Origin of the sequence: Paenibacillus sp. 276b (assembly GCF_900107875.1) — a bacterium.
In the GTDB taxonomy this organism is placed as follows: domain Bacteria; phylum Bacillota; class Bacilli; order Paenibacillales; family Paenibacillaceae; genus Paenibacillus; species Paenibacillus marchantiae.
Genome location: NZ_FNRR01000002.1, coordinates 439,763 through 455,157 on the forward strand (window position 1 = coordinate 439,763; position 15,395 = coordinate 455,157).

12 protein-coding genes are annotated in these 15,395 nt (G+C 45.8%); 11 read left to right on the plus strand and 1 reads right to left on the minus strand.

Annotation, left to right across the window (positions count from 1 at the left end):
* The first annotated feature begins 184 nt into the window (after nt 1-184).
* The 4 genes from BLV50_RS12765 (at nt 185) to BLV50_RS32760 (ending at nt 8,907) form a co-directional block, all read left to right on the plus strand.
* The gene (locus BLV50_RS12765; RefSeq protein WP_063564517.1) at nt 185-766 is read left to right on the plus strand and encodes a TetR/AcrR family transcriptional regulator; all 582 of its coding nucleotides are present in this window, start codon (nt 185-187) and stop codon (nt 764-766) included.
* 209 nt (nt 767-975) lie between these two features.
* A complete protein-coding gene (locus BLV50_RS12770) occupies nt 976-3,258 on the plus strand; it encodes a YhgE/Pip family protein (protein WP_090808046.1) in 2,283 nt (760 codons plus the stop codon).
* Between the two features lie 673 nt (nt 3,259-3,931).
* Nucleotides 3,932-8,530, plus strand: coding sequence for a glutamate synthase large subunit (gltB, locus tag BLV50_RS12775; protein ID WP_090808048.1), 4,599 nt, complete (start codon nt 3,932-3,934; stop codon nt 8,528-8,530).
* Nucleotides 8,531-8,751: 221 nt separating this feature from the next.
* Nucleotides 8,752-8,907: a hypothetical protein gene (locus tag BLV50_RS32760; RefSeq protein WP_157258495.1), complete on the plus strand. Its 156-nt coding sequence runs from the start codon at nt 8,752-8,754 to the stop codon at nt 8,905-8,907.
* A 102-nt stretch (nt 8,908-9,009) separates the two neighbouring features.
* Here the strand turns inward: BLV50_RS32760 and BLV50_RS12780 are convergent, their stop codons facing one another.
* Nucleotides 9,010-9,378, minus strand: a complete 369-nt coding sequence (locus BLV50_RS12780) for a helix-turn-helix domain-containing protein (protein ID WP_063564514.1) — start codon at nt 9,376-9,378, stop codon at nt 9,010-9,012.
* A 332-nt stretch (nt 9,379-9,710) separates the two neighbouring features.
* Here BLV50_RS12780 and BLV50_RS12785 point away from each other — a divergent pair, with 332 nt between their 5' ends.
* From BLV50_RS12785 to BLV50_RS12815, 7 genes are all read left to right on the plus strand, one after another.
* Entirely contained in the window at nt 9,711-10,145 is a 435-nt protein-coding gene (locus tag BLV50_RS12785; RefSeq protein WP_090808050.1) for a hypothetical protein, read from the plus strand.
* A gap of 151 nt (nt 10,146-10,296) precedes the next feature.
* Nucleotides 10,297-11,055: a tyrosine-protein phosphatase gene (locus tag BLV50_RS12790; protein WP_090808052.1), complete on the plus strand. Its 759-nt coding sequence runs from the start codon at nt 10,297-10,299 to the stop codon at nt 11,053-11,055.
* Between the two features lie 68 nt (nt 11,056-11,123).
* A complete protein-coding gene (locus tag BLV50_RS12795) occupies nt 11,124-11,876 on the plus strand; it encodes a YveK family protein (protein ID WP_090808054.1) in 753 nt (250 codons plus the stop codon).
* Entirely contained in the window at nt 11,857-12,540 is a 684-nt protein-coding gene (locus BLV50_RS12800; RefSeq protein ID WP_090808056.1) for a CpsD/CapB family tyrosine-protein kinase, read from the plus strand. Before BLV50_RS12795 ends, BLV50_RS12800 begins: the two co-directional genes overlap by 20 nt.
* 262 nt (nt 12,541-12,802) lie before the next feature.
* Complete coding sequence (gene galU / locus BLV50_RS12805) at nt 12,803-13,711, plus strand: UTP--glucose-1-phosphate uridylyltransferase GalU (RefSeq protein WP_053783444.1); 909 nt, start codon at nt 12,803-12,805, stop codon at nt 13,709-13,711.
* The gene (locus BLV50_RS12810) at nt 13,708-14,376 is read left to right on the plus strand and encodes a sugar transferase (protein ID WP_218135393.1); all 669 of its coding nucleotides are present in this window, start codon (nt 13,708-13,710) and stop codon (nt 14,374-14,376) included. The genes galU and BLV50_RS12810 overlap by 4 nt, the downstream gene beginning before the upstream one ends.
* Before the next feature lie 33 nt (nt 14,377-14,409).
* Nucleotides 14,410-15,372: an SDR family NAD(P)-dependent oxidoreductase gene (locus BLV50_RS12815; protein WP_090808058.1), complete on the plus strand. Its 963-nt coding sequence runs from the start codon at nt 14,410-14,412 to the stop codon at nt 15,370-15,372.
* The last annotated feature ends 23 nt before the right edge of the window (nt 15,373-15,395 follow it).

The window sequence follows — 15,395 nt, forward strand, 5'->3', positions numbered from 1 at the left end:
CATACACTATAGACGACGATAGAAGCAGTTTCCACTGCATTTCGGTTAAAAAAAATTAACACAATTTTTTAATGTTAGGGTTGCAATCTGATGATGAGAGTGGTAATCTTGATTTTGACCGAATGACCGAATTGTATTTTTGGTCATTTAAAGAGGACGATCAACGAAAACGAGGAGGGATATGATGGCTCCGATTGACAGGAGACAGCAGGTCATTCATGCAGCTGCGCAGTCTTTTGCCATGTTTGGATACAAGGCAACCACGATGGATCAGGTAGCGAAGATTGCGAATGTTGGCAAGGGAACGATCTACACGTTCTTTACGAATAAGGAACAATTGTTTGATCAGATTTTGGTGGAAGTAATCCAGGAAATGAAAAACATTGCTCATCGTGAAGTTCATCAGGAAAGTGCTTTTTTTGATAATCTGTTTCGTGTACTAGATTCATTGCTGGAGTTTCGTCGTGATCACGATTTGCTGGTTAAATTGTCCCAGGAGCTTAAGGATTTTGGAACTCTTCAGGCCAAGGAAGGTTTGGAGAAAGTGGAGAAAGTCATCTCCGATTTTCTGGCTCGGGAGCTTGAGAAGGCAAGAGACAACGGAGAGATTCGTGAGTGTGATCCACAGGTAGTAGCTTTTATGATGATTCGTTTGTACATTGCCCTCACCTCAGATTGGAGCAAGCAACACGAACCGCTGAGCAAAGAGGAAATCAAGAATTACTTTCGCCTTTTCTTAATGGAAGGAATTGCTGCAGCAACGTAACCCGAATTTATTCTTACTATAATATGGGTTAGTCATACGATTACAGGCAGTGAGGCTTGTCGAGAGACAGGTTTGTTTTTTTGCTCTAAAGTGACCGTTTGAGGAAAGTGGTCACTTCGTGTTTCGGTAAATTTTCCGGAACGCATCAAAATTAATTTCATTATGGTTATTCTGCTTGGAAAGCAGAGAGAACAAGGGGAGAAAATGACATGAAATCTTTATCCGTGTTTTTCAAGGATGTGGGATCGGCCGTGAGAAACCCGAAGGTGTTGATCCCCGTTATTGCAATTTTGTTTATACCGATTCTATATAGTGGTATCTATTTGGCTGCCTACTGGGACCCATATGGTCATGTCGATGAAATGCCGGTTGCGGTTGTTAACCTTGATAAAGGGGCAGAGCTGGAAGGCAAATCATTGCATGTCGGTAGTGACCTCGTGGATGAACTGAAGAAAAATGCAGATTTTAAATGGGACTTTGTCAGTGCCAACCAAGCCAAAGAAGGCATGGAAAACGACAAGTATTATATGCAAATTACGATCCCGGAAAACTTTTCATCCCAGGCAACCACGTTGCTTGATGATAAGCCAGAACCGGCTGATCTGATCTACGAACCAAATGGAAATTACAGCTTTGTGGGTGCGCAGATTGGCAAAACGGCCATCAAGGATCTGAAAGCTAAAGTTTCGGCCAAAGTAACGGAATCCTACGCGGAGACCTTGCTCGATAAGTTTTCCGAAGTATCGGACGGATTGGCTGAAGCTGGCGATGGCGCAGGAGACTTGAATACGGGCGCAGGCCAGCTGGATGATGGAGCTGTGAAGCTCAAGGATAATCTGGCGAAACTGGCATCCGGTACATTGGAACTTCAGGATGGCTTGTCTCCATTAAGTGATGGTGTCAATGCACTGCACACGGGGGCAACCAAACTTGAAAGTGGTACATCGAATCTGGTATCCGGTTTGCAGCAGCTTCAAGCTGCGGCGACAAGCCAGCTTCAGAGCGGTGCAGACCAGTTGAAGGACGGCAGTGCCAAGCTGGAAACTGGACTAAAATCTTCCGTGGACGGAGCAGGCAAGCTGCAAGCGGGTCTGCAATCGTCAGAGCAAGGCAGTGCGAAGCTGTCTGATGGTCTGCAAAGTGCAGTCCAGGGCAGTGGCACCTTGGCCACTGGCCTGCAATCGGCAGTAGATGGCAGCAGTAAGGTTGCTGACGGTGCTCAGGGCGTTGCTGACGGGTTGAAGCAGCTAGCTGCATCCAACCCTGAACTGGCAGCCAGTGAAGACGTACAGAAGCTGCTGGCAGCCAGTGCAGCAGTCGCTGAAGGCAGTAAGCAACTGCATGAGAGCGAACAGAAGCTTGCGCAGGGTGCAGATCAATTACACCAGGGCAATCAGCAACTGGCAGCAGGTGCGTCCGAGCTGCACGGAGGCCAAGAGCAGCTTCTGACGGGTGCGAACCAGTTGGTGGATGGTCAGCAGCAATTGCTGGCGGGCGCTGGACAGCTTAGCCAAGGCGGAGCGAAACTCTCCGATGGTCTGAAACAATTTAGCGGCAAGCTGGGCGAGGCTGCAAGTGGTGGCACATTGCTGGCAGATGGAGCCAAGCAGCTGGGCTCGGGAACCACAGCCCTGCAAACGGGTGTAGGTAAACTGAGCGGTGGCGTGAGTTCACTAACGGATGGCTCCAAACAACTCGGTGATGGGGCAGGCAAGCTGGCAGATGGTTTAACTGAGCTGAAAGACGGCTCAAGCGAACTGGCTACCAAGCTGAACGATGCAGCTCAGAAAACGTCAGAAGTCAAGAAAACGGACGATGTGGTGAATATGTTCGCCGAACCTGTGAATACATCCGAGAATACAACAGAGAACGTGAGCAATTACGGTACAGGGTTGACGCCGTTCTTCCTGTCCATCGGTTTGTTTGTTGGATCACTGATTTCAACGATTGTTTTGAAAATGCGGGAAACTTCCGTACCGGGCGCAACGGGTTGGAACCGTTTTGTCAGCCGTACACTCGTATTCGGTTTTGTGAGCATTATCCAATCCGTAATCGTGGCAAGCTTCATGCTGTACGGTCTTGGACTGGAAACGCACAGCGTATCGCTGTTCTATCTGTTCACGATCTTTACGGGACTAACCTTTATGTTTATTGTTCAGGCCCTCGTAACTTGGCTTGACTTGCCAGGTCGTTATGTTGTCATCCTGTTATTGGTCTTCCAGCTTGCAGCAAGTGCGGGAACCTTCCCGGTAGAGCTGATTCCGTCATGGCTCCAGTCATTTAGCCCTTGGCTGCCAATGACGCACAGCATCATGGGCTTCAAAGCAGTTGTATCCAGTGGCAATTTCGATGTGATGTGGCATCAGGTCGGTATTCTGTCAATCTATGCAGGTATATCTGTGCTGCTGACCTTGGCTTTCTTCCTTTGGAGCGGCAAACGTCGCAAAAAAGAAGCTGAAGTGGCTGAATCCGGTCAAGTGGTGACGGCATAAGCCGAATTGAACCGGAATAGGACAGAATAGTGAAAATAAACTTTGAACTCAAGTATCAAAATTATGCAATATAGTAGTCAAATAGTGCAAAGAGTCTGTGACCCGAAAACGGGTTGCAGACTCTTTTTGTATACAAATGCATAAGGATGAAGATATTCGCTGGAGCATGGTATGAGAAATTGGCCCAACTATGGTTAAATGCAGGCTACATATGGAATGATTTTCTTTTGTCAGCAATTAAAATTAGTTGTACTCTGACATAAAATGTGTATAATTATTCGAAAAAGAGATGAATTTTAGCATCATCACACTAAAGCTGTACTGCAAAACATTTCTTATCAGAGGTATTAAAAAGTTTAAATTGCGCTGATGTTAGGTCGGTGTTAAAATAATAGAACTATATCAAAAAACGTCGCTCCATATCAGCGGCCGTGCCAGCGGTTGCGTGTTGTTATACCAAGCTGTTTACCGGGTGATCCGGACCAGCTCATCTCATGGATGGCCTCTGCCGCAATAGCAGCAATTATAAGATTGACAGCCCTTATTGCTGTCGCCTCGTTCATCTAGCAGGTGTTTATTCATATTGAAATGCCCGCTCCTTCCGTTTCATTGTTGCTTGTTGCCTATGTTCTTGATCTTTCCGAAATACTTCACTATAGAAAGGTTGCGTTCCATGAGACACATCGGATTACCTCCTAAACAGGGTCTGTACGACCCACAGTTCGAAAAAGACGCATGCGGAATGGGTTTTGTTGCCAACATCAAAGGAGTACCTTCACACGACATCGTTAGTCAGGCACTGACCATGCTCAGTAACATGGAACACCGCGGAGGACAGGGCAGTGAGCCGAATTCCGGTGACGGAGCCGGTATCTTGATCCAGATTCCACATCGCTATTTTGCACAGGAAGCGGACCGTCTTGGTTTTGCATTACCTGAACAGGGCTTCTACGGCGTAGGGATGCTGTTCCTTTCACAGGACCCTGTCATTCGGAGCGCGCATGAAGAGAGCCTTAAGAAGATCATCGAAGAAGAAGGCCAGACGTTCCTGGGTTTCCGGGATGTGCCTACGTTTGATGAGATGCTGGGACGTTCTGCGCTTGCAGCGAAGCCTTATGTGCGTCAGGTGTTCATTGGAAGATCGACAGATATTAAGGATGAATTGGGATTTGAACGGAAATTGTACGTCATTCGTAGACGTGCGGAGCTGGCTATTCGTTATTCAGCGGATGAAGCAGAAGGTGGTTCATTCTACCTGCCAAGCTTGTCCTGTCGCAAAATTGTCTACAAAGGCATGCTGACAACGGAACAGGTGGGACAGTTCTATCTGGATCTTCAGGAAGATCTCGTGGAATCAGCGATTGCGCTTGTTCACTCCCGTTTCAGTACGAATACATTCCCAAGCTGGGAACGTGCCCACCCGTATCGCTTCATGATCCACAACGGTGAGATCAATACGATGCGTGGTAACGTGAACTGGATGCATGCCCGGCAGTCGCTGTTTGAGAGCGAATTGTTCGGTAACGACATCTCGAAAGTAAAACCGGTTATCAATCCGGATGGTTCGGATACAGCAATGTTTGATAACACGCTGGAGTTCCTGTATTTGAGCGGCCGTTCATTGCCACACGTGGCCATGATGATGGTTCCTGAGCCTTGGAGTACAGATGAGGGAATGGACCCTGCCAAAAAAGCATTCTATGAATACCACAGCACGATGATGGAGCCTTGGGATGGACCGGCAGCAATGGCCTTTACCGACGGTTTGCAGATTGGTGCAACTCTTGACCGTAATGGTCTGCGTCCTGCACGTTACTATGTAACGAAAGACGATCGTATTATTTTGTCCTCTGAGGTTGGGGTACTTGATATCGCTCCTGAAGAAATTCTCTACAAAGATCGTCTGCGTCCTGGACGTATGCTGCTTGTCGATACACAACAAGGACGGATTATCGCGGATGAGGAAGTGAAAGCTCTCATTGCGGCCGAGAATCCGTATCAGGATTGGCTCGATGAGCATCTGATGGATCTGAATGAGCTGCCGGATGCACCGGAACTGCCTGATCCAAAACATGATAACGTAACCCAGCTTCAGCTGGCGTATGGATATACATTTGAAGAATTACGCAAAGTGTTGGAGCCCATGGCTTCAACAGGTATGGAAGCTACAGGCTCCATGGGTTATGATGCGCCGCTTGCGGTTCTGTCGGATCGTCCACAGCGTCTGTACAACTATTTTAAGCAGATGTTTGCACAAGTTACCAATCCACCGATCGATGCGATTCGTGAAGAGATTGTAACGTCTACGGCAACAACGATCGGACCTGAGCGTAACCTGCTGAATCCTGAACCGGAGAGTTGTCGTCAGATTCGTTTGGATACACCGGTACTTTCTAATGAGGATTTTGCGAAGATTCGCCACGTTCGTCGTCCGGGCTTCCGTTCCATGACGATTCCGATCTTCTTTACAGCAAAAGAGGGCGCAGAAGGACTTCGCAAAGCGATGGAACTGCTCTTCGAAGCTTCAGACCGTGTCATTGACAAAGGTCACAACATTTTGATCCTGTCTGACCGTGGTGTGGACGCCGAGAATGCGGCTATTCCAGCATTGCTGGCTGTAGCAGGTTTGCATCACCATCTGATTCGTAAAGGAACCAGAACCAAAGTCAGCATTTTGCTGGAATCGGCAGAGCCACGTGATATTCATCACTATGCCTTGTTGCTTGGTTACGGCGTAAGTGCGGTGAACCCTTATCTGGCGTTTGAAACGCTGGATGACATGATTCAGCAAGGGCTGCTGCGTGGCATCTCACATGATAAAGCTGTGAAGAACTATATTAAAGCCGCTACCAAAGGCGTTATTAAAATATTGTCCAAAATGGGAATCTCGACGATTCAATCCTATCGTGGAGCTCAAATCTTTGAAGCCGTGGGTCTGAAATCGGACTTCGTTGACCGTTACTTTACGTGGACGCCTTCCCGAATTGGCGGGATTGGCCTGGAAGAAGTGGCTGCCGAAGCATTGACTCATCACAACCGTGCCTTTACGGACAAGGATGGTAATGACAAAGTGCTGGATTCCGGCGGGGAATACCAATGGCGTAACGACGGAGAAGAGCATTTGTTCAATCCGCAAACGATCCATACGCTGCAGCATGCAGTACGTACGGGCGATTACAAACTGTATAAAAAGTATTCCAAACTCGTGCAAGGAGAAAATGATCAGTTGCTGACCATTCGCTCCATGCTGAGACTGAAACCGGTCGGTCCTGCGATTCCTTTGGAAGAAGTAGAGTCCGTCGAAGACATTATGCGTCGTTTCAAAACCGGGGCAATGTCCTTCGGTTCAATCAGTAAAGAGGCACACGAAGATCTCGCTATTGCGATGAACCGTGTTGGTGGTAAATCCAATACAGGTGAAGGCGGGGAAGATCCGGCTCGCTTCATTAAAGATAGTAACGGTGATTCTCGTCGCAGTGCGATCAAACAGGTGGCATCCGGACGTTTTGGTGTAACATCCAACTATCTGGTCAATGCTGACGAGATTCAGATCAAGATGGCACAGGGAGCAAAACCGGGTGAAGGTGGACAGCTGCCTGGACGTAAGGTATACCCTTGGGTTGCTGAAGTTCGTGGATCAACACCGGGTGTAGGTCTGATCTCTCCGCCACCGCATCATGATATCTACTCGATTGAGGATCTGGCTGAGTTGATCTACGACTTGAAAAATGCCAATCCACGTGCAGAGATCAACGTTAAATTGGTATCCGAAGTCGGCGTTGGAACGATTGCGGCTGGTGTAGCTAAAGGTCGTGCCGACATTATCCTAGTAAGCGGTTATGACGGTGGAACAGGGGCTTCTCCACAAGGTTCGATTCGCCACGCGGGTATGCCTTGGGAGCTGGGACTTGCAGAAACGCATCAAACGTTGATGCTGAACAATCTGCGTGACCGTGTAGTGCTGGAAACTGACGGCAAAATGCTGAATGGTCGTGACTTGGCCATTGCTGCTTTGCTGGGAGCTGAGGAGTATGGATTCTCTACAGCACCACTCGTTGCACTCGGCTGTATCATGATGCGTGTCTGTCAGATGGATACATGTCCGGTAGGTGTAGCAACACAAAACCCTGAATTGCGTAAAAATTACACGGGAGATCCTGCTCATGTCGTTAACTTCATGCGTTTTGTCGCTGAAGACGTTCGTGAAATCATGGCTGATCTTGGCTTCCGTACGATTCAGGAAATGGTGGGCCGTACAGATTGCCTTGAAACAGTAGAGGCTGTAGACCACTGGAAGAAGAAAGGTGTAGATCTGTCCGTATTACTGCATGTGCCTGAAATGCCGGAAGGCTCTGCACGTTACCGTACACAGCATCAAAACCACCAATTGGAGGAGACGCTGGATATGCAGCAGTTGTTGCCATTGGCGCAACCTGCGCTTGAATCTGGTCAACCGGTTGAAGCGGTGCTTCCAATTACCAACGTTAACCGTGCAGTAGGAACCATTTTGGGTAGTGAAATCACGCGCAAATATGGAATTGCAGGATTACCGGAAGATACGGTTCAATTCAAATTTGTCGGCTCCGCTGGACAAAGCTTTGGGGCCTTTGTACCTAAAGGTATGACATTGACTGTTGAAGGGGATTCCAATGACTATGTAGGTAAAGGGTTGTCCGGAGGTAAACTGATCGTCATGCCTTCTCCAAAAGCCACATTTGATGCCGAAGATAACATCATCATTGGTAACACCGCTCTATACGGGGCAACCAGTGGTGAAGCTTATATTCGTGGTATCGCCGGGGAGCGATTTGCTGTACGGAACTCGGGTGCCAAAGTGGTTGTTGAAGGTGTAGGCGACCATGGTTGTGAGTACATGACGGGTGGACGTGTCGTCGTTCTGGGTGATACAGGTCGTAACTTTGCAGCCGGGATGTCCGGAGGTATTGCTTATGTGTATGATCCAAAAGGCACATTCCTGAAACGTTGTAATCTGGAAATGGTACTTTTGGAGCGTATCGAAGATGTTTCTGAGAGTGCAGATCTGCGAGGCATGATTCAACGTCATGTTGCGAATACAGGTAGTGCCGTTGGTCATCGCATTCTGGATAACTGGCAGCAATCTGTAGATCAATTTGTTCGTGTTATTCCGAAGGACTTCAAACGAATGACCGAGCAAATCGAACGGATTCAGGCAACGGGCCTGACCGGAGAGGCTGCTTTGCTGGCTGCTTTTGAAGCAAACATGCGTGAACTTGCACGTACAGGAGGTTAATATATTCCTGTCCGATTGCATGAACGGGTTGTATTAAGAATAATAGGAGCTTTATGGCGGCCAATGCGGCGCTGTAGAGCTCCTATTTGGTTTTCGACAAAATTAGAACCCGCACAAAAAACGCTATCGCCATGAGACGACAACATTGAAGAACTTTCTCAAGTATAATTAGGCTAGTTTTGGAGTGCAGGGAAAGTATAAAGATAAGAGAGGTTAGCGGAATGAATATGAAGCAACCAAACAGGGGCGATCGTAAGCCGAAAGGTAAACCAGTCGAAGCAACCCAGATGGACATCATGAAAGTTTTACTGCAATGCGGAATCGACCCGGAGCGTTGGAACCATTTCGTATCCTCCGACAACAACAAGCGCGCTTGACAACACATCGACAAGCCTAGAATAGATGGAGGGAAATCAAGACATAAAAAAGCCCAGCAACCGGAGAGTGATGTTTTCTCGGTACTGGGTCTTCTTTGCGGTTTAATCCATACTGCGCTCCATGCGGACAAAAGCAATAAAACGACGTGCCTCTTCTTCTGTTAAGGGTTTGCCATCAATCATCAGGCCGAAGCGTTCCAGCACTTCCTTATCTGATAATTCAAGGGCGTCCACGAACTCCCTTACGTCCTCATCCATTACGACATCATTTTGTTTCGTCCGTCCAATGAGATAATCAATAGATACGCCAAAGATGTCAGCAAGTCTCGTTAACACTTCGAAATCCGGTTTGCGTCGGTTTTTCTCGTAGTGGGAGAGAGCAGCTCTTGTAATATGAATGGAGCTCGCAAGTTCTTCTTGAGTAAGTCCCCGCTGTTCCCTTAATTCAGCAATGCGATTTCCGTAGCTCATATGCTATTTCCCCCTGAACGCCATCAAATATATATTGAAACAATCCTGAGCCAAGTGTTTGATCAGGGCAGCTTTCCTGCATCATCGTAACGCCTTAGTAGTCCTAGTTGTATATAGGTCTGTCTAAGGACATCTCATATTGTCGTAAATCAAAAGAACCATGTCCAAATACTGCTTGACATGATACAAAATGTATCGTAAATTGAACGTATGGAGTTACAAATTGTATCATTTGGGATATTTTAAGTATGACCACGTTGCCTAGCCAATATACCTGTGAGAAGGAGTATGGGCAACTCTTGCAAGCTAATCCATTCTAAAGGAATGAAGCCATGAATTCAATGATTCAGGAATGGGCGGATCTCAAATTAAATGTCCATATGTACATTCAGGAGGTTCATGGCAAATTGGTAGACCGCAAAAGACGCCCCGTTCTGTTGCTTGGTATGGACACACGAGCGATCACCTTCCTGAGCGATCTGGACTTGCCCATATCATCAGAGATGCTGATTGGTTTGGATGTAGAAGATAGCCATGTATGTGTACGACTCCACGCAAGTTTGCAATGGAAACAGCCCTTCGGTGAGCTCACATTGTATCATTCAAGCTTGCATATTCAGCAAGAGCAGACACTATATATAACGGGACAGTTAAATACAATGATTCGAGAAGTTCAGTTTCCGACCGTTTCCCGGTTTCAGTATGAGAAAGCATCGGAACAACCTAACTTGCAGGAAACCTATCATTACATTGATTTTACCATATGAGTTGAACACATTCTAAACATATTCTGAACAAGCATGTACTTAACGCCATTTTACTATATTTCATAGCGTTATGCATTAGTTCTTTAACACCAAAAGCATTTGCGCAATGAATAAAGGGGCGAGGGGGATCATACATTGAGGACGTTTGGATATGGTTGAAATACACTGCCACATTTTATCCGGTCTGGATGATGGCCCTGTTCATATGGAACAGTCCATTGCGATGGCTGAGAAAGCGGCAGCCTCAGGAATTACCTCGATCATTGCTACTCCGCATCACCTGAACGGGCAGTACAACAATCAACCCAACGTGGTCAATCAGGCAGTGGACCTGCTACATGCAGAACTTCGCAAACGCAACATTTGCTTGGAGATCCGTCCCGGACAGGAGATCAGGGTGCATGACAACTTGATTGCAGACTTATACGCAGGAAAGTGCTGCACACTCGCCGGGAGCCGATACATGTTGCTGGAATTGCCCTTTGGTCATATCCCCTCGCAGTTCCCCGGGATACTCCAAGAACTTAAGTTGGCGGGTATCATTCCTATTATTGCTCATCCCGAACGAAATCGTCCAATCCAAAACAATCCCGATTTATTGGTTGAATATGTTGGGCAAGGTGCTTTATGTCAAATCACGGCTCAATCGGTCATAGGACTTTTCGGGCGAAAAGTTCAGAGATGGTGTTTTCATTTTTGCAAAGAAAACGGATTTCATTTCATTTCATCGGATGCTCATAATTTGGAAGAAAGAACATTTTCAATGAAAGCTGCATATCACCTGCTTGAACGCCGATTTGGAGATCGTCTAGTTCAAAATTTGCAAAATAATGCGTGCTCGGTCTGGAACAATCAAATCATAGAGCCGGAAGAACCCGTAATTATGAAGCGTAGATTGTTGTTCTGGTAACCAGCTAAATATATACAGAAGAGACAATCTGCATCATAATTTGCTGACTTAAATAGGAGGGATACGAGATGGAGCTAAAAGAGTACATGCAAATTTTACGAAAACGAATTTGGATCATCATTGCCTTTGTTGCAGTTGCTTGTATAGGGGCAGGTGTTAAAAATTATTTTTTGACTGTACCTATTTACGAGGCGAATGCCAAATTAATCGTGAACCAGGCTTATAATGCTCAAGGTATTCCAAATCTTGATATTAGTTCAATTCAAACCAACATTAAAGTGATTAATTCGTATATGGAAATAATCAAATCTTCAGCAATCCTCGATAAAGTTGCTGCTACATACCCCGATCTAGGCATGAATGGGAATCAACTGGCACAGAGCATCCGGGTAACGACCGCGAACGAATCCCAGGTTATGAGTTTGACCGCCACTGGTTTATCTTCTGAAAAAGCAGCGAAAACGGTAAACGCCGTTGCCAAAGTGTTTAAATCCCAAATCCCCGTAATTATGAAAGTGGACAACGTGACGATTCTGAGTGAAGCCAAGCCTACGGATCCCTCTAAACCCATTAATGTAAATCCCTTTATAAACATCCTAATCAGTTTTCTTGTGGGACTTCTGCTGGCTGTAGGGTTTGTATTCTTGTTGGAATACTTGGACGATACGTTGAAAACGGAGGATGAATTGGAAAAAGAGCTGGGTATACCTGCACTTGCTGTTATTTCAAGAATCAGAAAAGAAGAAGCGCGTTTTTCCAAACAGTCAACAACATCTCAAAAACAGGTAGGTGATGGCCAGTATGCCACGGTTAACCAATGATCAAGGGAGCCTCGTCACTATGGCTAATCCCAAGTCTACATCATCTGAAGCATATCGGAAATTAAGAACCAATATCCAATTCTCATCCATAGATAGTCAGATCCAAACGATCATGATTGCTTCAGCGTTGTCTGGTGAAGGGAAAACGACAACGATTGGCAATCTGGCAGTTACTTATGCACAAGAGGGGAAAAAGGTTCTGCTTATGGATACGGACTTACGTAAACCTACGGTGCATCGCATGTTTAATGTTCCTAACCATGTGGGGCTGACTAGTGTATTATCCAGCCAATATAAAGTTACGGAAGTACTTCGAGAAACCGGAGTGGAAGGGCTGCATGTTCTGTCTTCTGGCCCTATACCTCCTAATCCTTCAGAAATGATTGGATCACGTAAAATGACAGCTTTGCTTGAAGATTTAAAAGACGAATACGATGTAATTTTATTTGATACACCTCCTGTTCTTGCAGTTACGGACGCTTTAATTATTAGTTCATTGTGTGATGGCGTCATTCTTGTCGTGAGTGCGGGCAAGGTCAAGAAGGATCTGGTTAAAAAGGCAAAAGCCCATCTTGAACATGTGAACGCACGTATCCTGGGAGCTGTTTTGAACAATGTGCAGGTGCCCAAGAGCCGGAATGCGTACTATGGGGAAAATGCTTAAAAAATGCACACATTTGATCCACAAATAATGTCGTCAAGGTGATGTCTACTATACCTTTATCAAGGTAGGCACTCGGTCACACTGTGGGTAGTGTACCTTAGACGTATATCGTCAAGGGTGTGATGTGAGGTTGGGTTTGATGCCCTTTTATGAAATTAAAAGTAAGAATTGCATCAATTTATTTCATGATTTCATGGATTTTAATAAGTGATCCAACTCATGCTTTTAAACATAAAAAAAATAATGGATAGGGTGGTATTTGATGACTAAAGTGAGGAAAGCAATCATTCCCGCAGCCGGATTGGGAACCCGATTTTTACCCGCTACAAAGGCAATGCCTAAAGAAATGCTCCCTATTGTGGATAAACCGACCATTCAATACATCGTGGAAGAAGCTGTAGCTTCCGGGATTGAGGACATTATTATTGTAACGGGCAAGGGAAAACGTGCGATTGAAGATCATTTTGACAGCGCGTTTGAACTGGAGCAAAATCTGCTCGAAAAAGGAAAGCTCAGCTTACTGGAAGAAGTCCGGAAGTCCTCCAACGTTGATATTCATTACATAAGGCAGAAGGAAGCGCTGGGACTCGGGCATGCGGTATGGTGTGCTCGAAACTTTATTGGCAATGAACCGTTTGCTGTATTGCTCGGCGATGATATTGTGGTTTCTGAAGTACCGTGCACGAAGCAGTTAATTCAGCAATATGAGAAGGTCAAACAATCTGTACTCGGTGTGAAAACGGTGAGTCCAAGTGAAACCTACCGCTATGGAATTATTGATCCCCTGCATACAGAGGGACGCTTATCCTCTGTAAACAGCATGGTTGAAAAACCCCCGTTGGGTACAGCACCTTCCAACTTGGCTATTATGGGCCGTTATATTTTGACACCTAAAGTATTTGAGTATCTGGAAGAACAAAATGTGGGTGCAGGTGGTGAGATTCAACTCACGGATGCGCTGCAAATGCTGAATCGGGATGAAGGAATTAGTGCTTATGATTTTGAAGGCTCCCGGTTTGACGTCGGTGAGAAGCTGGGCTATATACTGACCACACTTGATTTTGCTCTCAAAAATAAAGAATTGCGTGCGCCGGTCCTAATGGCGATCGAAGAGATTCTGATGAAGGAACAATTGAACCAAATGCTTGTAGCAGGAGGGGATAGTCTGTGAAACTTTCAAGACCGGAATACTTTGGGAGTGGAGAAGCCCTGGCCAAGGATGGCACTTCGGCAGTATTAGAACAGCCTTACTCCCAGCGTGTTGGCGGATATGCTGACGTAATAAAACCGTTTATCGATTTTATTATTGCGGCTGTCCTGTTGCTGATTACATCACCGGTCATGCTTGTTGCAGCAATTATGATTAAGCTTGATTCCAAAGGACCTGTAATATTCAGACAAGAACGTTACGGGAAAAACGGAGTTAAATTTAGTATTTATAAATTCAGAACGATGCGTACGGATGCGCCGAAATATGGCGTATCTCCAACGACAAGTAATGATCCAAGAATTACACGGCTGGGTAGATTACTTCGTAAAACTAGCATGGATGAGCTGCCACAATTGCTTAATATTATCAAGGGTGACATGAGCTTCATAGGTCCCAGACCTGAAATGAAGCGAATCGTAGAAGAAAGCTACACGGATCTGGAGCGCAGACGTTTTCTGGTGAAACCAGGGATTACTGGATTATGGCAAGTAAGTGATGTTCGCAAGGAGCCGATTCACCATAATCTGCAATATGATTTTCACTATATCTCCAACGTCTCAATGAAGATGGATATCATTATCATTTTTAAAACCGTTGGCGTTATGATCAAAAGTAATACATTTTAACAAACTCTTTAGATAATATGGAGCGTGATCGCATTGAAACATGTTGTAGTGACTGGCGCAGCCGGTTTCCTAGGCTCACATCTAGTCAAATCATTAATTGATCAAGGACATCAGGTTACAGGAATAGATAACCTTTCAACAGGCGTTTCTAAAAATCTGCAAGAGGTGGCTAACAGCCCCCTCTTTTTTTTCCGTGAAGCTGATGTTACGCTACCCGACTCATTGGATTTTCTGGTAGATCAGTCAGTAGATGAAGTCTATCATCTGGCTTCACCCGCTTCACCCAAGTTCTATCAGGCAGATTCGATCGGAACGATCTGGGTGAACACTCGAGGAACCTATCATTTGTTGGAGCTCGCTCGTACCAAAGGAGCAAAGTTCCTATATTCGAGTACGAGTGAAGCTTATGGAGATCCTGAAGTGCATCCGCAGCCTGAGAGTTATCGAGGTAACGTGAACACTTGGGGGCCTAGAGCCTGTTATGATGAGGCCAAGCGTTTGGGTGAAGTTTTTTGTTATGAATACTACACGAAACACAGTGTTCCCGTGAAAGTGGCGCGTATTTTTAATACGTATTCATCAGGACTTCGGAACGATGATGGCCGTGTTATTTCTAACTTTGTAACACAGGCACTGACAGGGCAGGATATTACGGTGTACGGTGACGGATCACAAACACGCTCGTTCTGTTATGTGGATGATAACATTCGAGGACTACAGCAGCTGATGGCTGTAGATAGAGCAAATGGAGAAATTATCAACATTGGTAATCCCACGGAATATAGCGTACTTGAAGTTGCTCGTTTGGTTAAAAGGCTAACCCAGTCAGAGAGTAATCTGGTATTTCTACCGTTGCCAGAAGATGATCCAAAAGTAAGGCGACCCGTAATTGATAAGGCACGGGAAATCTTAAAGTGGGAACCGGAGGTTGGCTTGGAAGAAGGATTAAAGCTTACAATTGACCATTACCGGGCGATGCTGCAGCAAACCCCATGAAGCTGATTAAAGTGAGTTGAGAA